This window comes from Streptomyces sp. MAR4 CNX-425, from assembly GCF_048656465.1.
Taxonomy (GTDB): Bacteria; Actinomycetota; Actinomycetes; order Streptomycetales; family Streptomycetaceae; genus Streptomyces.
Map to the genome: position 1 here is coordinate 236,826 of NZ_JBMDLF010000012.1, position 22,589 is coordinate 259,414.

Here is a 22,589-nt window from a genome sequence, read left to right on the forward strand (position 1 = left end):
CACATCGCCGGCGGGGCGGCCGCCGCCGCGGCGGCCGGCGCCGCCGCGCCGCTGCTCACCCTCGACCGGCTGTCGGTCCGCTTCCGCATGCGCCGCGGCCGGTACGTCGCCGCCGTCACCGACGTCTCCCTCGCCCTCGCCCCCGGCGAGTGCGTCGCGCTCGTCGGCGAGAGCGGCTGCGGCAAGTCCGTCCTCGCCGCCGCGCTCCTCGGGCTGCTGCCGGAGAACGCCGAGACCGCGGGCGCCGCGCACCTCGGCGAACTGGAGCTGCTCGGCGCCGGCGAGGCGGAGCTGGCCCGCCGGGTACGGGGCCGCCGGGCCGGCCTCATCCCGCAGTCCCCGGCCGCCCACCTCACCCCCGTACGCACCGTGCGCGCCCAGCTGACGGAGGTCGTCCGGGAGCTGACCGGCACCCGCAAACCCGGCCTGCGGGCCGCCGTCGAGGAGGCCGCGGAGCGGGCCGCGTTCCCCGCCGACCACCTCGACCGCTACCCGCACGAGCTGTCCGGCGGCCTCGCCCAGCGCGCCGCCACCGCCCTCGCCCTCGTCGGCGACCCGCCGCTGCTGCTCGCCGACGAGCCGACCACCGGCCTCGACCGCGACCTCGTCGAGCGCACGGTCGACGAGCTGCGCCGCCAGGTCGACGACGGGCACGGGCTGCTGATGATCACCCACGACCTCGCCGCCGCGGAGCGGATCGCGGACCGGGTGGCGGTCATGTACGCCGGGCGGATCGTCGAACTCGCCGACGCGGCCGGCTTCTTCGGCGCCCCCGGGCCCCGGCACCCGTACGCCCGCGGCCTCCTCGACGCCCTCCCGGAGCGCGGCTTCGCGCCGATCCCGGGAATGCCCCCGGAGCTGGGCGCGCTGCCGCCCGGCTGCGCCTTCGCGCCGCGGTGCGGGTACGCCACGGCCGCGTGCGCGGCGGTGCCGGAGCTGACGGCGGGGGCGGCGTGCCACCACCCGGTGCCGGCCGCCGCCGCCCCGCTGCGCAAGCCCGCCGGGGCGCGGCAGGCGGCGGCGGAGCGGACCGGCGAGCCCGGTCCGCCCCACCGGCAGGAGGCCGCCGATGTCCGCTGACGCCCCGCCCCCGCTGCAACTCCGCGCCGTCACCGCCGGATACGACCGCCGCGCCCCCGTCGTCCGCGACGTCTCCCTCACCCTCGCCCCCGGCGAGGCCGCCGGCCTCCTCGGCCCCAGCGGCTGCGGGAAGTCCACCCTCGCCCGCGTCGCCGCGCTGCTGCACCGCCCGGACGCCGGCGAGGTGCTCCTCGACGGCGAGCCCGTACGCGGCTGGCGCCACCGCGCGCCCCGCGCGCAGCGCACCGCCTTCGGCGTCGTCTTCCAGCAGCCCCGCCTCGCGGCCGACCCGCGGCTGACCCTCGCCGCCCTGATCGCCGAGCCGCTGCGCGCCACCGGCCGCCGCGCCGAGGCGCCGGCCCGCACCGAGGAGCTGGCCGGGCTCGTCGGCCTCACCCCCGACCTGCTCGCCCGCCGCCCCCACGAGGTCAGCGACGGCCAGCTGCAACGCGCCTGCCTCGGCCGCGCGCTGGCGCTCCGCCCCCGGATCCTGGTGTGCGACGAGATGACGGCGATGCTCGACGCCTCCACCACCGCGGCGCTCGTCGCGGCCGTCGAGGACTACCGCCGCGGCTCCGGCGCCGCGCTGCTCGCCGTCGGGCACGACCGGACGCTGCTGGAGCGCTGGTGCGACCGCACGGTCGCGTGGGAGTCGCTCGCCCCCGCGGCGAAGCCCGCGCCGAGTGGCTGAAACTCTTCGTACGTACGAACGGCGGGTGAGGGCGCCGTCACGGACAGCCCAGCCGGTCGGCCAGGTCCGTGAAGTCCGCCGCCGCCAGGTCCGCCGGCACGTCCGCCGCCCGGTCCGCCCCGCCCGCCGGGCCCTTCTCCCGCGGGCGCGCCACGAACGCCGTGCGCAGCCCCGCCGCCCGCGCGCCCGCCAGGTCCCAGCCGTGGCAGGCCACCATCAGCAGCTCCCCGGGCTCGACGTCCAGCAGCCGCGCGGCCGTCAGGTAGGGCGCCGGGTCCGGCTTGTAGCGCCGCGCCAGCTCGGCGGAGAGGATGCAGTCGAACGGCAGCCCGGCGGCCTTCACCAGCGCGGTCAGCAGCGCGAAGCCGCCGTTGGACAGCGCCGCCACCACGTACCGCCCGCGCAGCCGCGCCAGGCCCTCGGCCGCGTCCGCCCACGGCGGCAGCCGGTGCCAGGCGCGTACCAGCTCGCGGCGGGCGGCCTCGTCGAAGGCGGCGCCGACGCCGTGGCGTTCGAGCAGCTCGTCCAGCGACTCGCGGTGCAGCGCGTCGAGGTACGCCCACGGCCGCTCGCCGCCGTTCACCCGGGCCATCGACGGCAGGTACCTCTCCCGCCAGGCGTCCGCGAAGGCACCGCCGTCCAGCTCGGCGCCGCACCGCCGCGCCACCGCGCCGACCTGCTCCGCGACGCCCGTGCGCCAGTCCACGGTGGTGCCGAAGACGTCGAACGCGACGGCCCGTACCCCCGCCGGGGCGGACTCCGCCGCCGTCACCCGTCCGCCACCTTCCGGCCCACGCCGCCGAACTGGTCCAGCGGCTCCGCCTCCCGGCCGTCCTCGGGCCGCCAGCGGGGACACGACACGAACCCGGGCGGCACCATCTCCAGCCCCGTGAAGAAGCCCTCGATCTCCGCCGGGGTGCGCAGCACGTACGGCACCGCGCCGCTTCTGTTGTACGCGTCCTGCGCCCGCCGGTTGTCCCGGTCCACCACGGCCGTGCCGTCGTTGAGCACCAGGTGGCTGCCCGGCGGCAGCGCGTCCAGGAGACGGGTCACGATCGCCCGCGCCTCGTCGTAGTCCACGACGTGCCCCACGACCCCGGCGAGGATGAGGCCGATCGGCTCCGAGAAGTCCAGCGTCTTCGCCGCCCCGGCCAGCACCGCGTCCGGGTCGTGCAGGTCGGCGTTCACATAGCCGCACGTGCCGCCCGGCCGCGAGACCAGCAGGGCACGCGCGTGCGCGAGCACCATCGCGTCGTTGTCGACGTAGACCACCCGCGCCGCCGGCTGCACCGACTGGGCCACCTCGTGCGTGTTCAGCGCGGTCGGCAGGCCGGTGCCGATGTCGAGGAACTGGCGGATTCCGGCCTCGGCCGCGAGGTGGCGGACGGCGCGGACCAGGAAGGCCCGGGAGGCGCGGGCGATCTCGGCGATGCCCGGCGAGAGCCGCAGGAACGCCTCGCCCGCCTGCCGGTCGACGCGGTAGTTGTCGCTGCCGCCCAGCCAGAAGTTCCAGATCCGCGCGGACTGCGGCACCGTGGTATCGATCACGGGTGCCGGCCCGCCGCCCTGCGTGTCCCCCATCAGAGATCTCCCGCCCGCCCGTCGCGCCGAGCCACACAAATTAGTCCAACCACCCGTGCACCGTAAGCGATCCGGCCACCTACGGCGCGCGTGGACGGTATCCCCTGCTCACCGATCCGACAAGATCCACACAAGAATCCGGCGCGGGGGCGCGGTCGCCGTCGCCGCGCGTGCCGTGGAATCATCCGGGTCCATGAGGCTGCACGGAGTCGGGCGCCGCTACGGCAGACGCGGGCCCTGGGTGCTGCGCGGGGTCGACCTGCGGGTGCCGGCAGGGGCGCTCGTACGCGTCGAAGGCGCCAACGGCGGCGGCAAGTCCACGCTGCTGCGGCTGCTGGCCGGCATCGACCTGCCCAGCGCCGGCCGGATCGAGGCCCGCCCCGCCCGCACGGCGTACGTGCCCGAGCGCTTCCCCGCCGCGCTGCCGCTGACCGCCCTCGGCTACCTCACACACCTGGGCCGGGTGCAGGGGCTGCGCCGCGACCGGGCGCGGCGGCGGGCGGGGGAGTGGCTGGAGCGGTTCGGGGCGGGGCAGTCGGCCCGTACGCCGCTGGACGAGCTGTCGAAGGGCCTCCGGCTCCGCGAGCGGCGCAGGCGCTGCTGGCGGAGCCGGAGCTGCTGGTGCTCGACGAGGCGTGGACCGGGCTGGACGCGGACGCGCGGGCCGCGCTCGACACGGCGGTGGGGGAGCGGCTGGCCGCGGGCGGCGCGGTGGTGTTCGTCGACCACGACCCCCGGCGGCTGGCCCGTACGCCCCACGCCGCCTACCGGGCCGGCGGCGGGCGCGTCGTCGCCCGGCCGGCGGGCGGCGGACCCGCGGTGGCGGTCGAGGCGGTCGGGCCGCCCGGCTCGCTGCCCCCGCCCGGGGAGCTGCCCGGGGCGCCCGTCCGCGTGGAACTGCCCGGCGGCGGCTGCCGGCTGACGGTGCCCGCCGCGCACTCCGACGCCCTGCTGCGGGCGCTGCTCGACGCCCGCCCCGGCTGGCACATCCGCACCGTGTATCCGGTGGCGCACGAACCCGGGGAGGACCCCGCGCCGTGACCGCGCTCGTCCGCTACCAGCTCGCCCTGCTCGCCAGGTCGCACCGCTGGCTCCCGCCGCTGCTGGTGTACGCGGCGGCCGTGGCCGTCGGCGTCCAGCCCGGGCAGGCGGTGCTGGACTCGCTCGGGGTGGCCGCGGCGGCGGTGCTGCCGGTCGCGGCGTGGCTGGTGCGGGTGTGCACCGGCGTGGAGCCGCCCGCCGCGCGGGCCTGCACGGCGGCGGCCGGCGGGCCGGGACGGGCGCATCTGGCGAGCCTGGCCGCGGCGTTCGCGGCGGCGTACGCGCTGGGTGTCGCCGGCGTCGCCGTCGTCGTGGCCGTCAGCGACGCGCACGGCTCCGACGGCGCCTCGGACACCGCGGTCCCGGTCGCGGCGGCGGCGGGCGCGGGGCTGCTGGCGACGCTGACGTGCGCGCTGCTGGGCACGGCGGTGGGCGCGCTGTGCAACCGGCCGCTGCTGCGCAGCCGGGCGTGGACGGTGCCCGCGACGCTCGCCGGCGCGGGGGCGGTGCTCGTGGCGGCCGGCTCCCCGGCGAACGCCGCGGTCTCCGGCCTGGTCACCGGCTCCCGGGCGGCGGAGGTGCCGCTGCCGCTGCTGCCCCTGGCGGGCGCGGCGCTGGCGGCGGCCGCGACGGCGGCGCTGGCCGCGGCGCTGAGCGCGCGCCGCTGACCGCGGCGGGGCGCTCGCTCACACCACCCGCAGCCGCACCGGCGCCCGCTCCGCCGGCTCCGGCAGCCGCAGCGGCCCGGCCCCCGGCGTGACCGACCCCAGCAGCGCCGCCTCGCGCGCCCCCGTCGCCGACGGCACCGACGCCGGCAGCCCGCACACCGTCAGAAACCCCAGCAGCGCGAAGAGATACCCCTCCTTGCCCTGGGACGACAGCCCGTGGTCGTCCACCGGCGACACCCGCGCCGGCGCGCACAGCTCCGCGAGCCGCGCCATCAGCGCCGGGTTGCGCACCCCGCCGCCGGAGACGACCAGCTCCGCCACCCCGTACTCCCGGCACGCCGCCGCGGCCAGCTCCGCCGTCAGCTCCGTGAGGGTGGCCACCAGGTCGTCCAGCCCGGGGCGCGGCCCCGGGTGCGCCGCCACCCGCTCGCGCAGGTACGCGCCGTGGAACAGCTCCTTGCCCGTCGACTTGGGCGCCGCCAGCGCGTAGTACGGCTCGTCCAGCAGCCGCCGCAGCAGCTCCCGGTCCACCGTCCCGCGCCGCGCCCGCGCGCCGTCGGTGTCCATCGTCTCCGCGCCGCCCGTGCCCTCGGCCACCGCCGCGTCGATGAGCGCGTTGGCCGGCCCCAGGTCGTACGCGACGACCTCGCCGTCCCCGCCGCGGACCGTGATGTTGGCGATGCCGCCGAGGTTCAGCGCCCCCCGCCGGGGCGCCCCGCCGGTCCCGTCGCCGAGCAGCAGCAGCGCGTCGAGGGTGGAGGCGAGCGGCGCGCCCTGGCCGCCGCGGGCGATGTCGCGGGTGCGGACGTCGGAGACGACGGGCAGCCCGGTGGCCTCGGCGATCCAGGCGGGGCCGCCGAGCTGGAGGGTGCCGCGGGCGCGCGGGCCCTCGACCCAGTGGTAGACGGTCTGCCCGTGCGAGACGACGAGGTCGGCCCGCCCGCCGGCCACCGTGGCGACCGCCTCGGCGGCCACCCGGCCGAAGAACCGGCCCAGCTCGGTGTCCAGCCGGCAGACCTCCGCCACGGTCGTCCGCGCCGGGGGCAGGCAGGCGGCGACGGCGCGCCGCAGCTCGTCGGGGAACGCGGCGCTGTGCAGTCCGCGGGGGTGCAGGAGCACGTCGTCGCCGGCCAGGCGCAGGTCGCAGACGGCGGCGTCCACGGCGTCGTACGAGGTGCCGCTGAGCAGGCCGACGACGGTGAGGGCGGGGGCGGGGTGCGGGTGGTCCATCGGGCCATTGTCGTCGGCGCGCTCCCGGGGGCGCCGGCGGTGAGGGCGGGGTGGCGCTGCGCGGCGGTCAGGAGGGGACCCCGGCCCGGTCCAGGACGGCGGCCATCCCGTCCTCGGGGAGCGCCGGGTTGGCACCCGCGCGGGAGGCCAGTTCCGGGACGTGCAGCGCTGCGCGGAGCCGGGGGAGCGGCAGGCGCGGGTCGCCGGCCGCCGCCTGGCGCGTCCAGACCTCCGGGTCGTGGCTGAGCCGTTCGACCAGCGTGGACGTGGCGGCAGGGTCCCGGAGGGCGAGTCGGCGGTGGTGCCCGTCCGGGTGGTCCGCGAAGCGGGCGGCGAGCCCCTCGCGGGGAAAGCGGGGGTGCGTCTCCGCCATCCAGGCGGAGAACGTCCCGCCGAGCCTGGCGTACACCCGCATCAGGACCTCCTCCGGGGCGTCGGGGTGGTGGATGCCCAGGAGGCGGTCCACGACCGGGTCCCCGGCGCGGGCGAGCCGGCGCAGCAGGCCGGGCGGCAGGTGGGGGCTGGAGGCCGCGGCGCGCCGGAGCAGCGGGTGGGCGGAGGACGCGGCCCGGCGCAGCACCTCGGGGTCGGCGAGCCCGTCCCGTACCCACGCCACGCCGTCGCCCCTGTCGACGTCCCCGACCGTGAAGTCGATCGCCATGCGCCGGGTCTCGGCCAGCTCGGGCCGGAGGGAGACCGCGAGCCGTACGGCCTCGTCGGGGTCGGCGGCGAGCCGCTCCACGAGGTCGGCGGGCAGCGACGGGTTCCCGGCGAGGGCCGCGAGGTGCGTCCGCTCGTCGAGGCACCGCTCGGCGTCGGCGCGGGTGAGGAGCCCCCGGCGCAGCGCCTCGGCGGCGGAGTCCGGATCGCGGAGGAGTCCGGCGGTGACGCGGGCGTCCCGCCGGCACTCCCGCAGCGCGGCGGCCCGCCGTACCCCGGGGTCGGGGTCGGCCAGCAGCGCCGGCCGCTCGCCCGGCGGCACGCCCTCCCAGGCACGTACCGCCTCCCGGCGCGCCGCCGCGCTGTGGTGCGCGGCCAGCGAGGCCGCGAACGACGGCGCCAGATGGGGCGACTCCAGCAGTGCGGTACGGACCCGGGGGTCGGGGTCGTCGAGCAGGCGGCGGCACACGGCGTCGGGGAGGGGCGCGACCTTCGTGCGCGGGTCGTACACCTCAGGTCCGTACGCGAGGGCGGCCCGCACCCGGGGCGAGGGGTCGTCCACGAGCCGGGCCCGCTGCGCGGGCTCCGCACGGGCGCTCATGGCGAAGTCGATCCGGGCGCCCGGGGCCGGGTGGGCCAGGATCGCCGCGACGGCCGGCCCGGGGAGTCCGGCGCGCTGGAGGGCCTCGCGGGGCGGGCGGCCTGGGCCGTCGTGGGCGGCGAGCAGGCGCAGGAGCAGCGAGGCCGGCAGCGCCGGGTTGCGGGCGACCCCGTTCAGCGCGGATGCGTGGAACGCCACCATGGTTCCCCTGCCCCCTGCGTCCTCCCCCGCCGGTCCGCGACCATGATGCCCCGTGGGCGGGGGCGTGGGGGTCGCAGGCCCGGTGGCCGGGTGCCGTCCTTGCGCAGAGGCGCGGCGGCGGGCCTGCGACCCCGCCGGGCCAGAACTATACATTTCGGGCATTCCGTCGCACGACGACGCGCGGCCCGGCTTGTCCAGCCCTCTGATGAAATTTCACTGTGAGCCCATTGACGTCGGCCGTCGGCGGCCGTCAAGCTGCCTCCAGTGCGTGTTAACGATAACACAGACTCGACCGAGGGAGCCGCCCGATGTCAGGTCGTCATCCGCCGATCCCCGAGCCACCCGCCGTCCCCCGCACGACCACCCCCCGCCCCACCCGCCTCGACCGCCGCACCCTGCTCCGCGCCTCCGCCGCCGGCGCGCTGGCCACCGCCACCGGCGGCCTGGCCGCCGCCTGCGGGACCGCCGCCGGGCAGGGGCCCGGCAAGGTCGCCATCCACGGCGACAACGCCAACTGGGAAGCCCCGTTCGACGCCGCCGGCAAGGCGATGAAGCCGGTCGCCGGCGTCCGGCTGGTCCCCGAGGTCATCCCCTCCCTGGAGTCCTTCGAGCAGATCGTCAAGTCCTCGCTCCGTACCAACAAGACCCCCGACCTGCTCAAGTACTGGTCCGGCTACCGGCTGCGCGACCTCGCCCGCACCGGCGGCCTGGAGGACCTCACGCGCCAGTGGCGGGCCGCCGAGTCCCGCGGCTGGGTGGAGCCCTCGCTGCGCGAGGCGTTCACGTACGACGGCCGCGTCTACGGGCTGCCGATGAACCTCGCCTACTGGGTGTTCTTCTACAACCCCGAGGTCTTCGCCGAGCACGGCCTCACGGCGCCGCGGACCTGGGACGACTTCCTCGCCGTCTGCACCCGGCTGAAGGACAACGGGATCACCCCGCTGCACGGCACCACCGCCGGCCGCTGGCCCGCGTTCATCTGGTTCCAGGAGGTCCTCAGCCGCCAGGACCCCCAGTTCTACGAGGACCTGATGAACGGCCGCGAGCGCTACACCGACCCGCGCGCCGAGCGCGCGCTGCGCACCATCGCCGGATTCTTCGACAAGGACTGGTTCACCAGCATGGACGTGGACCACAACAACGCCGCCGCGGCCACCGTGCACGGCAAGGTCGGCATGGTGCCGTGCGGCAGCTGGCTCGGCTCCGTCTTCACCGCGGCCGGCGCCGAGCCGGGCCGGACGGTCGACGCCTTCATCCTCCCCATGGCCGACCCCGCCGCCCGCCCCAGCGTGATCTTCGAGTCCAGCGCCTTCGCCGCCACCGTCAAGGGCGCGGACAAGGAGGAGGCGCTCAGGGCCGCCGGCAGCTGGCTGCACCCCGAGGTCGCCACCGCCTTCGCGCACGGCCTCCAGGACGGCAGCCCCAACCCGAAGGTGAAGCCCGCCACCGTGGTCATCGAGGGCGTCACCCGGCAGGCGCGGGACGACAAGCTCCGGCTGCTCAACCGCTTCTGGGAACAGGGCCCGCCCGAGCTCGTCGAGTCCACCGTGGACGACCTCGCGGGCATGCTCATCGACCCGCACTCGTACCGCGACGGGCTGCGGACCATGCAGGAGCGCGCCGACGAGGCGTGGAAGGTGTGGCGGGAGGCGGAGAAGTCATGACCGGCACCGTGAGCACGGCGGGCCCCGCCAAGCCCGTACGCGTACGCCGCCGCATCCCCGTCCGCAGCCCGCACCCGGCCGCCCGGGCCAACTCCACCCGCCGGCTGGGCGGTCCGCTCGCCGGCGTCCCTTGGGCGCTGCCCGCGCTCGCGCTCGTCGGCGTCCTGCTCGTCTACCCGTTCTTCCGCAGCATCTACGGCAGCTTCTTCCAGGACAACGGCTTCACCAGCAGCTTCACCGGCATCGACAACTACACCCGGCTCGCCGAGGACCCCATCTTCGGCCGGTCGCTGCTGAACACCTTCCTGTGGGTCGCGGGCACCCTGCTGCTGCCCGTGGTCGCGGGCCTCGCCATCGCCGTGGCCACCCACCGCATGCGCCTGGGCTGGCTCGCGCAGCTCGTCGTCGTGCTGCCGTTCGCGATCTCCGGTGTCGCCACCGCCGCGCTGTGGCGCTTCATCCTCAACACCGACGGCGCCGTCAACGAGGTGCTGCGCGGCGTCGGCCTCGGCTCCTGGGCGCAGGGCTGGCTCCTGGAGTGGCCGCAGAACACCCTGTCGATGATCGTCGCCAGCACCTGGCAGGCCACCGGCCTGAACGTCGTCCTCTTCGCCATCGGCCTGCGCGCCATCCCCAGGGAGACGGTCGAGGCCGCCGAACTCGACGGCGCCCGCGGCTGGCGGATGTTCCGCCACATCACCCTGCCGCAGCTGCGCGCCGTGACCGTCGTGGTCGTCGGCATGGCCATCGTCAACAGCCTCAAGGCGTTCGACATGGTCTGGGCGCTCACCCAGGGCGGCCCCTCGCGCAGCTCCGAGACGCTGGCGCTGACCATGTACCGCGAGGCGTTCCGCCTCTTCCACGTCGGCTACGGATCGGCCATCGCGCTCGTGCTGTCCGTGATCGTCGTCGCGTCCTCGTGGGTCTACCTGCGCCGCCAGATGCCCGGCGCCAAGGACTGAGAGGAGCCACCGACATGGGACGCCACTTGCGCAACCTCTTCGTCGCCGGCTGCGTGCTGCTCTGGCTGCTGCCGCTCTACCTGCTGGTGGTCAACTCCCTGACCCCCGCGGAGGAGTACACCGGCTCGGTCGACTGGGCGCCGCGGGGCTTCGCGCTCTTCGACAACCTCAAGAGCGCCTGGGTCGACGCCGGCATCGGCGACAGCTTCGGCAGCTCGATGCTGTACGCCACGGTCTGCGGCGCCGTCGCCGTGCTGGTCGCCGCCATGGCCGCGTTCGCGGTCATCGTGCTGCCGATCCCCCGGCCGGCCCTGTGGTTCTGGGTGATCTTCTCCGGGACGCTGTTCCCGCTGCAGATCTTCCTGGCGCCGCTGTTCGGCATGTACGCCGACGCCAACCTCTACGACTCCCGCCTGGGCCTGATGCTCGTCTACGCCGCCTGGGCGGTGCCGTTCGCCTTCTTCCTCATCCGCAACCAGATGACGACGATGCCGCCCGAGATCACCGAGGCGGCGATGATCGACGGGGCGTCGATGCGCCGCGTCTTCTGGCGCATCCACGTGCCGCTGATGCGCTCCGGGCTGGGCGCCGCGTTCATCTTCCAGTTCACCGCCGTCTGGAACGACCTGCTGTTCGGCATCACGCTGAGCCGCAGCCCGGAGATCCAGCCGGTGATGGCCACCCTCAACTCGCTCAACCAGGCGTACAGCAGCGCGGGACCCCCGGTGGTCCTGGCCGGCGCGCTCGTCGTCTCGCTGCCCACGCTCCTCGTCTTCCTGGTGTTCCGCGGCCTGTTCCTGCGCGGCATCACCGCGTCCGCCCGCTGACCGAACCACCGCGCCCCCAATGAACCGAAGAACCGACGCGCCCGCGCCGCCGCGGGAGAGTACGGAGACCACCGCATGACCACCCGGGCCCTCGTCAAGACCACCGACTGGGACAACGACCGCATCCGCGACAGCCTGCGCAGCAGCGTCGTCACCGCCGAGGGCACCCTCGGCGGCACCGCCCTGCGCCTGACCCAGGAGCCGCTGCTCAAGCACGACGGCGGTGGCGGCCTGCTGCAGAGCCTGCGCGTCGAGGCCGCCGACGGCGCCGCCCTGCCGGGGGACCTCGTCGTACGGACCGAATCCGGCGCCGCGCTGCCCGTCGCGCCGGAGCCGGGCCCCGGCGGGTCCGTACGCCTGCTGCTCCCCGCCGTCGACACCCCCCGGCGGATCACCGTCGGCCTGCCCGGCGGGGCGGACGGTGCCGGGGCGGATGGCGCCGGGGCGGACGCCGGCATCGAGCTGACGCTCACCCCGCAGCGGCAGTGGACCCTCCACCTCGTCCACCACTCCCACCTCGACATCGGCTACACCGACCCGCAGGGCCGCGTCCTCGCCGAGCACCTGTCGTTCCTCGACTCCTGCCTGGAGCTCACCCGCGCCACCGACGACTGGCCGGCCGAGTCCCGGTTCCGCTGGTGCGTGGAGTCCCTGTGGTCCTTCCGGCAGTGGGCCGACGCCCGCCCCGCCGAGCAGGTCGAGGAGTTCGTGCGGCGGGTGCGGGAGGGCCGTATCGAGCTGACCGCCCTGCCGTTCAACCTGCACACCGAGACCTGCTCCACCGACGAGCTGCACGAACTGCTGCGGCTCGCCCACGAGGTGCGCGACGAGCACGGCGTGGAGTTCACCTCCGCTATGCAGACCGACGTGCCCGGCGCCGTCGTCGGCCTCGTCGACGCGCTCGCCGCCGCGGGCGTGAAGTACCTGTCCGTCGCGCACAACTGGGCCGGCCGGTCCGTCCCCCACCTCGTCGGCGGCGAGAAGCTGCCCCGGTTGTTCCGCTGGCGGGCGCCCAGCGGCAACAGCGTCCTCGTCTGGGTCACCGACACCCCGCACGGCCTGGCTTACATGGAGGGCCCGCTGCTCGGCTTCGACACCGACTACGCGAGCGTCGACGACCTGCTGCCCGCGTACCTGACGTCGCTGGCCAGCAACCCGTACCCGTACCGCGGCGGCGTCTTCGGCTGGGCCATGGACGACGCCGACGTCACGCGCGAGCCGTACCCGTGGGACGTCCTGCACCTGCGCGTGCAGGGCAAGTTCGGCGACAACGCGCCGCCCCGGCGGATCATCGCCGACACCGTCCGCCGCTGGAACGAGACCTGGGCGTACCCGCAGCTGCGGCTCTCCCGCAACGAGGACTTCTTCACCGACGCCGAGGCCCGCCTCGGCGACGGCATACGCACCTTCGAGGGCGACTGGACCGACTGGTGGGTCGACGGCGTCGGCTCCGGCGCGCGCCCGCTGTCCCTGGCCCGTACGGCGCAGGCCACCGTCGCCGACGCGCAGACCCTCGGCACCTTCGCCGGCGTCCTCGGCGCCGCCGGCGCCGCCGACGACAGCCGGGACGCGGCCCCCGTCTACGAGGCCGTCTCCCTCTTCGACGAGCACACCTGGGGCGCCGGCGACCCGTGGACCCACGGCGACCACGGCGGGCACAGCGGCGAGGAGCAGTGGCACTGGAAGTACGGGCAGGCGCTGCGCGCGTACGACGACGGCAACACCCTGCTCGACCGGGCCCGCGCCCGCCTCGGGCAGCGGCTCGCGAGCGCGCCCGGCGCCGTGTCGTACCACGTCGTCAACACCTGCTCCTGGGCCCGCACCGACGTCGTGCGGATCTTCCTGCCGGAGAGCAGCGTGCCGCTGGAGCAGCCGGTCGCCGTCCGCGACGCCCGCACCGGCGAACGGCTGGCGCACGAGGAGCGGCCGCAGGTCAACGACGACCACCGGGACGCGGGCCGGTTCCTGCTGGTGTGCGTCGCCGACGTGCCGCCCGCCGGCTCCGTACGCCTCGACGTCGCCGCCGAAGGCGCCGACGACGGCGCGGCGGACGGCGAGGGCACCGTCCTGAAGGCCGCAACCGGCTGGAACCCCACCGGCGGCACCGACCAGGAGGACCCCGCCGGGACCGCCGCCGCCGCGCACGCACAGGCCGACCCGACGCTGCTGGAGAACGAGCACCTCGCGGTGCGCGTCGACCTCGCCCGCGCCTGCATCGCGTCCGTCGTCGACAAGGCCACCGGCCGCGAACTCGTCCGCGGAGCCGGTGCGGGGGCCGCCGCCGGCTTCAACGCCTACCTCCACGACAGCTACACCACCGCCGGCGGCTTCAACCACAACTCCAGCCGCACCACCGCCTCCGAACGCCTGGAGCACCTGGGCAACCGCTCCGTCGCCCCGCCCGCCGCGCTCCTCGCCCGCACCTCCACCGCCACCGCCGAGACCCTCACCTACGAGACCCGGCCCGCGGGCGCCAACCGGGTGCGTACGACGCTCACGCTGCCGCGCGGCGCCGCCCGCCTCGACATCGACAACCGCGTCGACAAGGACGCCACCCTCGGCAAGGAGAGCGCCTACTTCGCGTTCCCGTTCGCCTTCGACACCCCCACCGTGCGCATGGAGGCCACCGGCGGCGCCACCGGCACCGGCCTGTCCGTCATCCCCGGCTCCGCGCGGCACATGCGGGCGGTACGCCGCTGGGTGACGCTCGCCGAGGACGGGCTCGCGGTCGCCTGGGCGACGCAGGACGCGCCGCTGGTGCAGTTCGGGAACATCGCCCTGCCGTACGCGCCGTTTCCGAAGACGCTGGGCCGGGACGAGCCCGCCACCGTCTTCTCCTGGATCCACAACAACCTCTGGGACACCAACTTCCCCAGCGAGCAGGGCTTCGAGTTCACCTTCCGCTACAGCCTCGCCTGCGGCCCCGACGCGGACGGGCTGGGCCCCCGCACGGCCGCCGGCCTCGCCCGCCCGCTGCACGCCGTACGGGCCCGCGCCCCGCGCGGCGCCGGCGCCGAGCCCGCCGACGGGCTGGCGTTCGCCGAGGTCGGCGACCCGCGGGTGCGGCTGGTGGGCGCGACGACGCCCGCCGGCGGCGGCGTGCTGCTGCGGCTCCAGTCCTTCGCCGAGGAGCCGCTCGCCTGTCCCGTACGCGCCCTCTTCCCGGTCACCGGGGCCGGGCTCGCCGACTACCTCGGCCGCCCGGGAGACGACCTGCCGGTACGGGACGGGGAGGTCACCGTCGACCTCCCCGCCCTCGGCACGACCGCGGTGCTCTTCCGGCGCCGCTGAACCACACCCGAAGGAGACTGCGTGTACCGGCTCGACCCGCGCTACGCACCCGCCCCGCCGGCCGTCCTCACCACCGGCTGGCGGGCCGTGGCGGCGGAACTCCCCCACGGCCCGGCGGTGGTGGCCGTCGAGGGACCCCCGTCCGCGGACTGGGACACCCTCGCCGGCCGGCTCCGGCGCGAGCTCACCGCCCGCGGCACGCCGGTGGCCCTGCTCGACGTGCGGCGCCACTACGCGCCCCCCGGGACGGTCAGGCGCCGCACCGAGCGGCCCGGGGACACCGCCGACCCGTACTACTGCAAGCTCGCCGAGAACCCCCTCGACGACCTCTTCGACCCCCCGCCCGACGCCCCCCGCCCCGGCACCGGGCTGCTGCTGGTCTACGGGCCGGGCGCCGCCGTCGTACCGCACGACCTGCTCTGGTACGCCGACGTGCCCAAGCGCCACGCCGAGGCCGCCGTCACCGCCGGCACCCCCGGCGCCAACCTGGGCCTGCCCGGCGAAGCCCCCACCCACCGGCGGCTGTTCTACATCGACTGGCCCATGCTCGACCGCCACCGCGACGCGCTGGCCCACCGCCTCGACGGCTGGCTCGACGTCCAGGACCCCGGCCACCCCGCGCACCTCGACGGCGACGGCCTGCGCGGCACCCTCGCCGGCCTCGCCCGCCGGCCCGTCCGCACCCGGCCGTACTTCAACTCGACCCCCTGGGGCGGCCACTGGGCGCAGCGCGAGCTGGGCTTCAGCCCCGGCGCGCCCAACACCGCCCTCGGCTACGAGCTGATCGCCCCCGAGGCCGGGATCCTCATCGGCACCGGGCCCGACGCGCAGGCCGAGGTGCCGTTCCAGCTGATGTGCGTCCTCGCCCCCGAGGACGTCCTCGGCGCCGAGGTGCACGCCCGCTTCGGCACCTCGTTCCCGATCCGCTTCGACTACCTCGACACCGTCGGCGGCGGCAACCTCTCGCTGCACTGCCACCCGCGGGAGGCGTACATGCGCGAGCGGTTCGGCTGGCCGTACACCCAGCACGAGACCTACTACATGACGCTCGGCGGGCCCGGCACCAAGGTGTACCTCGGGCTGCGCGAGGACGCCGACGTCGACCTGTTCCGCAAGGAGATCGAGGAGGCCGTCAGCGACGCGGTGCCGATGGACCCCGAGGACCACGTGCTGGCCTTCCCGGGCGAGCAGGGACAGCTGTTCATGATCCCCGCCGGCACGCCGCACGCCAGCGGCGCCGGCAACCTCGTCCTGGAGATCAGCGCCACCCCGTACCTCTACAGCCTCCGCTTCTACGACTGGCTGCGGCCCGGCGCCGACGGCAACCCGCGGCCCCTGCCGTACGAACACGGGCTCGCGAACCTCGACACCGCGCGGCGCGGCGACGCCGTCGTGACGGAGCTGGTGCAGCAGCCGCGCGAACTGCGCGCCGGGCCCGGCTGGCGCGAGGAGCTGCTCGGCGCGCTCGACGAGATGTTCTACGAGGTCAGGAGGTACACCCTGGATGAAGGCGCCGAGGCCGGCGACGACACCGACGGCCGCTTCCACGTCCTCAACGTCGCGGAGGGCGAGGGGGTCACCGTGCACACCGCGTCCGGCCACACCCACCAGCTGTCCCACGCCGAGACGCTGACGGTGCCGGCGGCGGTCGGCGGCTACCGGCTCGTGGCCGCCGCGGGCGGCGGGCCGGTGCGCGTGGTGAAGGCGCTCGTCAGGAAGGCCGCCGCACGTTGATCCCCGTCCTGGAGATCGGCGGCACCCACGTCACCGCCGCGCTGGTGTCCCCGCGGACCGCCGCCGTGACCGCGCGCGTGCGGCGGCCGCTGGACGCGCGGGGAAGCGCCGGGGACGTCCTCGGCGCGGTCCTGCGCTGCGCGCGGTCCCTGCCTTCGGTGCCGGGGGCGCGGTGGGGGGTGGCGGTGCCGGGGCCGTTCGACTACGCGAAGGGCGTCGCGCTCTTCGCGGGCGTGGGGAAGTTCGAGTCGCTGTACGGGACGGACGTGCGGGCGGCGCTGCTCGACGGGCTGCCGGGAAGCCCCCCGGACGTGGTCTTCCGCAACGACGCGCACGCCTTCCTGGCCGGCGAGTGGTCCGCGGGCGCCGCCCGCGGCCACGCCCGCGCGGTGGGCATCACCCTGGGCACGGGCGTCGGCTCGGCGTTCCTCGCGGACGGCGGACTGCGCACGTCCGGCGCGGGGGTGCCCCCGGAGGGGCGGCTGGACCTGGCGCGGATCGGCGGGCGCCCGCTGGAGGAGGTGGTGTCGCGCCGGGCGATCCTGTCGCGGTACGGGGCCGCCGCGGGCGCCGGCGGCGGGGTGCCCGGCGACAGGGCACCCGGCGGTGGGGCGGCCGGCGCGGGACTCGACGTACGGGAGATCGCGGAGCGGGCGCGGGCGGGGGAGGAGCGGGCGTGCCGGGTGCTGGCGACGGCGTTCGGGGCGCTGGGCGCCGAACTGGGCCCGCGGCTGGCGGCGTTCGGCGCGACGGTGCTGGTCGTCGGCGGTTCGATGGCGGAGTCCTGGGACCTGCTCGCCCCGCCCCTGACCGCGGCCCTGGCGGCGGAGGACCGGCCTCCGGGGGCCGCCCGCCGGCCGGTACGGGCCCTCCTCGGCGAGGACGCCGCGCTCGTCGGCGCCGCTGCCGCCGCGGCGGCGTGACCGGGCGCCCGGGCGAGCCCGGCCCCGGGGTTGCGGTCCTCGGGGCCGGGCTCCGGCGGCCGCCGGCCGAACCCTCGACGGCGACGGCCGCCCGCTTCGCCGGGGGCGCTTGCGCGCCGCCCGTCCACCGGGCGCGGGCGCCGGCCCGCGCGCGGCGCGAGCGGGCCGGGTCACCGTCACCGTAGCCGCAGACCGAGTCCCGCGTCACCGGGAAACCCGCGCCGGCGGGGCGCGTACACCGCCCCCGTCCGCTGTGGGGGAACCCGGTGAGCGGCAACACCCCTGAGCCGCTCACCGGGTGCTCGTGGGCCCGGCGCCGCCGGGTCAGGAGTTCCACACCAGCCGCATGTACTTCGTCCAGTTCCAGTGGGGGCCGGGGTCGGTGTGGGTGGCGCCGGGGACCTCGTTGTGGCCGATGATGTGGCTGCGGTTGCGCGGGAGGGCGTAGCGGTCGCAGATCGCGGCGGTCAGCCGCGCGGAGCGCCGGTACATGACGTCCGTGAACCAGTCCGGCTGGTCCACCCAGCCCTCGTGCTCGATGCCGATGCTGCGGGTGTTGTAGTCCCAGTTGCCGGCGTGCCAGGCGATGTCCGTCTCCCGGACGAGCTGGGCGATGTAGCCGTCCGCCGAGGCGATGAGGTAGTGCGAGGAGACGTTGCGGCTGGGGTTCTGGAAGATGTCGACGGCGTCCTGGAAGTACTCCTGGGTCACGTGCACGACCACGAAGTCGACGGGGTACGAGGTCGGGCGGTTGGAGTCCGTGTAGTTGGAGGGGTCCGCCGGTATCCAGTGCGTCGGGGGGTACTGGGTCGCGTGCGCGGGGGCGGCGGCGAGGCCGCCGAGGCCGGCGGCCGCGGCGGTGGCCGCGGCGCCCTGGAGCAGCCGTCTGCGGGGGAGGTTCGCGAAGTCCATGGGGCTCCTGACAGCGGAGGGACGTTTGCGCGTACATGACAGTCTGAAGCCCTATCATGAGGACCCGCCGCGCGGCTGCCAAGATGTGGCCGGATTTGCCAATGGGCGTACCAAAGGCGGTGGTCGGGGAGGTGTGCCGCCGCCGGGCGGCCGGCGGGCGCGGGTCAGCCGGCGGCGACCGCGCCGGGCGCCTCCAGGACGGCGTCGACCACGCTCAGCGCCGCCCCCAGCAGCGGCCCCTCGGCGCCGAGCGCCGAGACGGCCAGCCGTACGGTACGGGCCGGGTCGGCGACCCGGCGGCCCAGCTCGCGTTCGACGGCGGGCACCACCCACGGCGCCAGGCCGGCGAGCGCGCCGCCCAGCACGACGGCCTCGGGGTCGAGCACGTTCACCGTGCCGGCGATCGCGATGCCCAGCGCGCCGCCCGCCTCGCGCAGCGCCGCCCGCACCCGGGCGTCGCCGTCGGCGGCGCGGGCCGCCAGCATGGCGATCCGGGCACCGGGGCCGGGGTGGGCGGCGCGGGCCCGCCCGGGGTCGAGGCCGGAGGCCCGCAGGACGGCCTCCTCGCCGGCGTACTGCTCCAGGCACCCGCGCCCGCCGCACGCGCACGGGCGGCCCTGCGGGCGCACCGGTACGTGCCCCAGCTCGCCGGCGAACCCGTGCGCCCCGCGCTGTAGTTCGCCGTCCATGACCAGGGCGGCGCCGATGCCGATCTCGGCGGAGACGTGCAGGAAGTTGCGCCAGGGGCCGGGGGAGCCGGCCGCCGCCGCGCCCCGCCCGGGGCCGGGGCGCGCCGGTCCGGTCCCGGCGCTGTGACCGGCGCCGGCCGGCTCGGCGGCGCGCTCCCCGCGGTCGGCTTCGTCCGCGCCGGGGCCCGCCGGCACGCGCTGTTCCGCCAGCGCGCCGAGGTTCGCCTCGTTGCCCACCCGGGCCGGCGACGCGGACGGCAGCAGCGGGCCGAGGTCGACGCCTTGCCAGCCGAGGTTCGGGGCCCGTACGACGGTGGACTCGTCGCGCGCGATCAGCCCCGGGACCGCCACCGTCAGCCCGGCCGGTGTCAGGCCCTCGCCCCGCAGCTCCTCCGTCACCTCCCCGACCAGCCCGGTGAGCCGCGCCAGCACCGCGGCCGGCGGCCGGTCGCGGTTCGCCGCGTCGGCCGCGACCCGGGCCCGTATCCGGCCGGTCAGGTCCACCGCGCAGACCGCGAGGTGGTCCACGCCGATCTCCGCGCCGAGCCCGCACGGCCCGCGGTCGTTGAGCGCGAGCGCGCTGCCGGGCCGGCCCACCGTGCCCGGGCGGCCCGGCCCCAGCTCCACCAGCAGGCCCGCCCGCAGCAGCTCGTCGACCACGGCCGCGACGCCCGCCCGCGTCATGCCGATCCGCGCCGCCACCGCCGCGCGCGACAGCGGGCCCCCGGCGGCCACGGCGCGCAGCGCCAGGGACAGGTTGCGCTGACGCAGGGCCTGCTGCGTACGGGGGGACGGCGCCGACACGGGTGAACTCCTTCGGGGCGGTGGGGACGGGAACGGCGGGCGGTGGCACGACGACCCTACGGCCTGCCCGCACCGGGCCGGAGCCCGGCGGTACAGGGCCGACACCCCGAGTTGCGCGCATCGCGCAAAAAACCTGAGACAGACTGCTTGTTTCGCGCATGTTGCGCGGGCATGATGTCGGTGTCCGAACGGACGTCCACAGCGAAGTCGGAGGAGGATCGGCGTGGATCTTCAGCTCTTGGCCGCGCTCGTGCTGGGTATCGCCACGATCATCGTCATCGTGCTGCGTACCCGGCTCGACGCCTTCGTGGCCCTGCTCATCGCCTCACTGGTGACGGGTTTCGTCGCGGGCGCACCGGCCACGGACATCGTCGACTCGATCACCGAGGGCTTCGGCTCGACGCTGGGCTCCATCGGCATCGTGATCGGCCTGGGCGTCGGCCTGGGCAAGATCCTTGAGGTCTCCGGTGCCGCGGACGCGCTGGCCAGGGCGTTCGTCCGGGCCTTCGGCAAGGGGCGGGAGCCCTGGGCGATGGGCACGACCGGAGCGGTCGTCTCGATCCCGGTGTTCTGCGACTCCGGCTACGTGATCATGAACCCGCTCGCCCGCTCCATCGCCCGCGTCAAGCGCGCCGGTTACGTGACCCTGGCCCTCGCGCTGGGCTGCGGCATGACCCTCACCCACCATCTGGTGCCGCCGACACCCGGCCCGCTGGGCGTGGCCGGCATCCTCGGCGCCGACCTCGGCGGGCTGGTGCTGGCGGGGCTGTGCTTCGCCCTCGTGCTGCTGCCCGTCGTGGTCGCGTACGCGCGCTGGATCGGGCCGAAGCTGGAGAGCGAGGTGTCGGAGGAGGTCCGCGAAGCCGTCTACGGCAAGGCGGCGGTCGCCGCCGGCGCCGGGAGCGGCGCCGGGTCCGCCGCCAAGTCCGCGGGGGCGCCGGCCGGCCCGGCCAGGACCGACGGCGGCGAGGACGAGCCCCTGCCCGAGCGCGACCCGGCCGCCGCCCTCGGCACCCCGCCGCCCGGCGCCAAGCCGCACCGGATGAGCCCCGCCCTCGCCACGCTGCCCCTGCTGGTGCCGCTGCTGCTCATCGTCGCCAACACCGTGGCCTCCGCCATCGACCAGAACCGGCAGGGCGTGGTCGGCTCCGACGAGTACGAGCCCTCGGCCCTGCCGGAGGCCCTGGCGTTCATCGGCAGCCCCGTGGTGGCGCTCCTGATCGGCATCGTGCTCGCGGTGTACGTGCTGCTGCCCCGCTGGACGACCCGCAGCCAGGTCGGCGGCTGGCTCTCCGAGGCCGCCGCGTCCGCCGGGCTCATCATCCTCATCACCGGCGCAGGCGGTGCGCTCGGCCAGGTGCTGCGCGACACCGGCGTGGGCGACGAGCTGGCCGAGGCCATCTCGTCCTGGGACCTGCCGGGCGTGCTGGTCCCGTTCCTCATAGCCTCACTGGTACGGGTCGCGCAGGGCTCCGGCACGGTGGCGATGATCACCGCCGCGTCCGTCACGGCGCCGCTCGTCGGCGGTCTCGGGATCTCCGCGCTGCTCGCCGCGCTCGCCTGCTGCGCCGGCTCGATGGTCTTCAGCTACTTCAACGACTCGTACTTCTGGGTCGTCACCCGGTTCACCGGCCTCGACGGCGTGGCCGCCATCCGCGGCTGGTCGGGCATCACCACGGCCGTGTGGCTGGGCTCGCTGCCGCTGCTGCTGATCGCGAGCGCGTTCCTGTGACCGGGCCGACGACCGGGCCGGAGCGGGGGCCGGCGGGCGCCCGCCCCGGGGGCCGGGGCCGCCGGGCCGCCGTGCTGGTGGCCGCGGACGACCTGACCGGGGCCAACGCCACCGCGGCGGGCTTCGCCCGCGCCGGGCTGCGCGCCGTCACCGTCGGCGCCGACCAGGGGCCGGACGCCCTGGCCGGGCTCGCGGAGCGGTTCGACGCCGTGGTGGTGAGCACGGACAGCCGCCACTGCCCGCCCGCGGAGGCGGCGCGCCGGGTGGCCGCGGCCGTCCGCGCCGGCTGGCCGGCCGAACTGGTCAGCCACCGGGTCGACTCCACCCTCCGCGGCAACGTCGGGGCCTCAGCCGCCGCCGTGCTGCGTGCCGTGCGCGCGGCCTCCGGCCGGCGGGCCGTGGCCCTGTGCGCGCCGGCCCACCCCGAGGCGGGCCGGCAGACCGTGCAGGGCACCCAACTGCTCGACGGCGTACGGCTGGAGGAGACCGAGCTGGCCCGCGACCCGCGCTCGCCCGTGCCCACCTCGGACGTCGCGGAGCTGCTGCGGCGCCAGGCGGACCTGCGGATCGCGCACCTGCCGCTGTCGGTGGTCACCGCCGAGGGCGGGACGCTCCGCGCCCGGCTCGACAAGGCCGTCGCCGAGGGCGCCGACGTGGTCGTCGCCGACGCGCTGACCGTCGAGCACCTGGAGCGCACGGCCGCGGCGGCCGTCGCCGTCGGCGAGGGCGGCGAAGGGGTCCTGTGGACCGGCGTCGACTCCGGGCCCGGCTCGGTGGCGCTCGCCCGCGCGCTCGGCATCACCGGCCGCGCCGCGGGCGCCCCGGTGCTCGCCGTCTCCGGGTCCGCCACCGCGCTGACCCGCACCCAGCTCGCCCGGCTGCGGGCCGCCGAGCCGGTGCGCGTCGTACGCCCCGTCACCGCGCCCGGCTCGCCCGTACCCGAGCCCGCCGCCACCGCCGCGGCGCTGGCGGCGGAGCTGGCCGCCGCGGGCCCCGGCGAGGTCGTCCTGCTCGCGACCGTCCTGGAGGAGTCCGACGTCGTCGGGCTGGACCCCGACGACGCGGAGCGGCTGCCGGCGGAGCTGGCCCGCACGGTCCGTACCGCCCTCGAACAGCAGCCCGTCGACGGGCTCTTCGCCACCGGCGGCGACGTGTCCGCCGCGCTCTTCACCGCGCTGGGGGCGGCCGGGCTCGACGTCGAGGAGGAGCTGGAACCCCTGGCGGTCGCCGGCAGCTTCGTCGGCGGCGACTGGGCCGGCCTGCCCGTCGTCACCAAGGGCGGCCTGATCGGCGGGCCC

17 protein-coding genes and 1 pseudogene are annotated in these 22,589 nt (G+C 76.6%); 12 read left to right on the plus strand and 6 right to left on the minus strand.

Annotated features, from left to right (window positions below; translation table 11 throughout):
- Positions 1–87: 87 nt before the first annotated feature.
- A complete protein-coding gene (locus ACHZ99_RS29010) occupies positions 88–1,080 on the plus strand; it encodes an oligopeptide/dipeptide ABC transporter ATP-binding protein (protein ID WP_420307786.1) in 993 nt (330 codons plus the stop codon).
- A complete protein-coding gene (locus ACHZ99_RS29015) occupies positions 1,070–1,771 on the plus strand; it encodes an ABC transporter ATP-binding protein (RefSeq protein ID WP_420307757.1) in 702 nt (233 codons plus the stop codon). Before ACHZ99_RS29010 ends, ACHZ99_RS29015 begins: the two co-directional genes overlap by 11 nt.
- A 37-nt stretch (positions 1,772–1,808) precedes the next feature.
- Here the strand turns inward: ACHZ99_RS29015 and ACHZ99_RS29020 are convergent, their stop codons facing one another.
- Positions 1,809–2,543 (minus strand): haloacid dehalogenase type II, encoded by a 735-nt coding sequence (locus tag ACHZ99_RS29020; RefSeq protein ID WP_420307758.1) that lies wholly within the window; start codon positions 2,541–2,543, stop codon positions 1,809–1,811.
- Positions 2,540–3,352, minus strand: coding sequence for an SAM-dependent methyltransferase (locus ACHZ99_RS29025; RefSeq protein WP_420307759.1), 813 nt, complete (start codon positions 3,350–3,352; stop codon positions 2,540–2,542). Before ACHZ99_RS29025 ends, ACHZ99_RS29020 begins: the two co-directional genes overlap by 4 nt.
- A 193-nt stretch (positions 3,353–3,545) precedes the next feature.
- Between ACHZ99_RS29025 and ACHZ99_RS29030 the strand changes: the two are divergent.
- Positions 3,546–4,393, plus strand: a pseudogene (locus ACHZ99_RS29030) (ABC transporter ATP-binding protein).
- On the plus strand, positions 4,390–5,061 hold the full coding sequence (locus ACHZ99_RS29035) for an ABC transporter (protein WP_420307760.1): 672 nt from the start codon (positions 4,390–4,392) through the stop codon (positions 5,059–5,061). The pseudogene ACHZ99_RS29030 and the gene ACHZ99_RS29035 overlap by 4 nt, the downstream one beginning before the upstream one ends.
- 18 nt (positions 5,062–5,079) lie before the next feature.
- On the opposite strand, the gene ACHZ99_RS29040 is transcribed toward ACHZ99_RS29035, so the two are convergent.
- Positions 5,080–6,291, minus strand: coding sequence for an anhydro-N-acetylmuramic acid kinase (locus ACHZ99_RS29040; RefSeq protein ID WP_420307761.1), 1,212 nt, complete (start codon positions 6,289–6,291; stop codon positions 5,080–5,082).
- A gap of 67 nt (positions 6,292–6,358) precedes the next feature.
- Positions 6,359–7,753: a Mucin-2 gene (locus ACHZ99_RS29045; RefSeq protein ID WP_420307762.1), complete on the minus strand. Its 1,395-nt coding sequence runs from the start codon at positions 7,751–7,753 to the stop codon at positions 6,359–6,361.
- Between the two features lie 308 nt (positions 7,754–8,061).
- Here ACHZ99_RS29045 and ACHZ99_RS29050 point away from each other — a divergent pair, with 308 nt between their 5' ends.
- The 6 genes from ACHZ99_RS29050 to ACHZ99_RS29075 all read left to right on the plus strand — a co-directional run bounded on the left by ACHZ99_RS29050 (position 8,062) and on the right by ACHZ99_RS29075 (position 17,154).
- A complete protein-coding gene (locus ACHZ99_RS29050) occupies positions 8,062–9,417 on the plus strand; it encodes an extracellular solute-binding protein (RefSeq protein ID WP_420307763.1) in 1,356 nt (451 codons plus the stop codon).
- Positions 9,414–10,379 carry a carbohydrate ABC transporter permease gene (locus ACHZ99_RS29055; protein ID WP_420307764.1) on the plus strand — a complete coding sequence of 322 codons (966 nt, stop codon included), beginning with the start codon at positions 9,414–9,416 and terminating at the stop codon, positions 10,377–10,379. The genes ACHZ99_RS29050 and ACHZ99_RS29055 overlap by 4 nt, the downstream gene beginning before the upstream one ends.
- A gap of 14 nt (positions 10,380–10,393) precedes the next feature.
- Positions 10,394–11,206 carry a carbohydrate ABC transporter permease gene (locus ACHZ99_RS29060; protein WP_420307765.1) on the plus strand — a complete coding sequence of 271 codons (813 nt, stop codon included), beginning with the start codon at positions 10,394–10,396 and terminating at the stop codon, positions 11,204–11,206.
- Between the two features lie 75 nt (positions 11,207–11,281).
- Positions 11,282–14,497 (plus strand): alpha-mannosidase, encoded by a 3,216-nt coding sequence (locus tag ACHZ99_RS29065; RefSeq protein WP_420307766.1) that lies wholly within the window; start codon positions 11,282–11,284, stop codon positions 14,495–14,497.
- Positions 14,498–14,518: 21 nt separating this feature from the next.
- Positions 14,519–16,231 (plus strand): class I mannose-6-phosphate isomerase, encoded by a 1,713-nt coding sequence (locus tag ACHZ99_RS29070; protein ID WP_420307767.1) that lies wholly within the window; start codon positions 14,519–14,521, stop codon positions 16,229–16,231.
- Positions 16,228–17,154 (plus strand): ROK family protein, encoded by a 927-nt coding sequence (locus ACHZ99_RS29075; protein WP_420307768.1) that lies wholly within the window; start codon positions 16,228–16,230, stop codon positions 17,152–17,154. Before ACHZ99_RS29070 ends, ACHZ99_RS29075 begins: the two co-directional genes overlap by 4 nt.
- Before the next feature lie 324 nt (positions 17,155–17,478).
- Here ACHZ99_RS29075 and ACHZ99_RS29080 read toward each other — a convergent pair whose 3' ends face one another.
- Together ACHZ99_RS29080 and ACHZ99_RS29085 are read right to left on the minus strand one after the other, a co-directional pair.
- Positions 17,479–18,066 carry an N-acetylmuramoyl-L-alanine amidase gene (locus ACHZ99_RS29080; RefSeq protein WP_420307769.1) on the minus strand — a complete coding sequence of 196 codons (588 nt, stop codon included), beginning with the start codon at positions 18,064–18,066 and terminating at the stop codon, positions 17,479–17,481.
- Between the two features lie 164 nt (positions 18,067–18,230).
- Complete coding sequence (locus tag ACHZ99_RS29085; RefSeq protein ID WP_420307770.1) at positions 18,231–19,559, minus strand: ROK family protein; 1,329 nt, start codon at positions 19,557–19,559, stop codon at positions 18,231–18,233.
- A 223-nt stretch (positions 19,560–19,782) separates the two neighbouring features.
- On the opposite strand from ACHZ99_RS29085, the gene ACHZ99_RS29090 reads away from it, so the two are divergent.
- Both ACHZ99_RS29090 and ACHZ99_RS29095 read left to right on the plus strand, forming a co-directional pair.
- Positions 19,783–21,291 carry a GntP family permease gene (locus ACHZ99_RS29090; protein WP_420307771.1) on the plus strand — a complete coding sequence of 503 codons (1,509 nt, stop codon included), beginning with the start codon at positions 19,783–19,785 and terminating at the stop codon, positions 21,289–21,291.
- Positions 21,288–22,589: four-carbon acid sugar kinase family protein (locus ACHZ99_RS29095; RefSeq protein WP_420307772.1), on the plus strand; the 1,302-nt coding region annotated here is incomplete at its 3' end. The genes ACHZ99_RS29090 and ACHZ99_RS29095, both read left to right, overlap by 4 nt.

Excerpts from the sequence above, each read along its gene's own strand:
- ACHZ99_RS29015 (WP_420307757.1), top strand. The coding sequence starts at position 1,070 with ATGTCCGCTGACGCCCCGCCCCCGCTGCAACTCCGCGCCGTCACCGCC.
- ACHZ99_RS29025 (WP_420307759.1), bottom strand. The coding sequence starts at position 3,352 with ATGGGGGACACGCAGGGCGGCGGGCCGGCACCCGTGATCGATACCACG.
- ACHZ99_RS29055 (WP_420307764.1), top strand. The coding sequence starts at position 9,414 with ATGACCGGCACCGTGAGCACGGCGGGCCCCGCCAAGCCCGTACGCGTA.
- ACHZ99_RS29040 (WP_420307761.1), bottom strand. The coding sequence starts at position 6,291 with ATGGACCACCCGCACCCCGCCCCCGCCCTCACCGTCGTCGGCCTGCTC.
- ACHZ99_RS29045 (WP_420307762.1), bottom strand. The coding sequence starts at position 7,753 with ATGGTGGCGTTCCACGCATCCGCGCTGAACGGGGTCGCCCGCAACCCG.
- ACHZ99_RS29010 (WP_420307786.1), top strand. The coding sequence starts at position 88 with ATGCGCCGCGGCCGGTACGTCGCCGCCGTCACCGACGTCTCCCTCGCC.
- ACHZ99_RS29065 (WP_420307766.1), top strand. The coding sequence starts at position 11,282 with ATGACCACCCGGGCCCTCGTCAAGACCACCGACTGGGACAACGACCGC.
- ACHZ99_RS29080 (WP_420307769.1), bottom strand. The coding sequence starts at position 18,066 with ATGGACTTCGCGAACCTCCCCCGCAGACGGCTGCTCCAGGGCGCCGCG.
- ACHZ99_RS29060 (WP_420307765.1), top strand. The coding sequence starts at position 10,394 with ATGGGACGCCACTTGCGCAACCTCTTCGTCGCCGGCTGCGTGCTGCTC.
- ACHZ99_RS29050 (WP_420307763.1), top strand. The coding sequence starts at position 8,062 with ATGTCAGGTCGTCATCCGCCGATCCCCGAGCCACCCGCCGTCCCCCGC.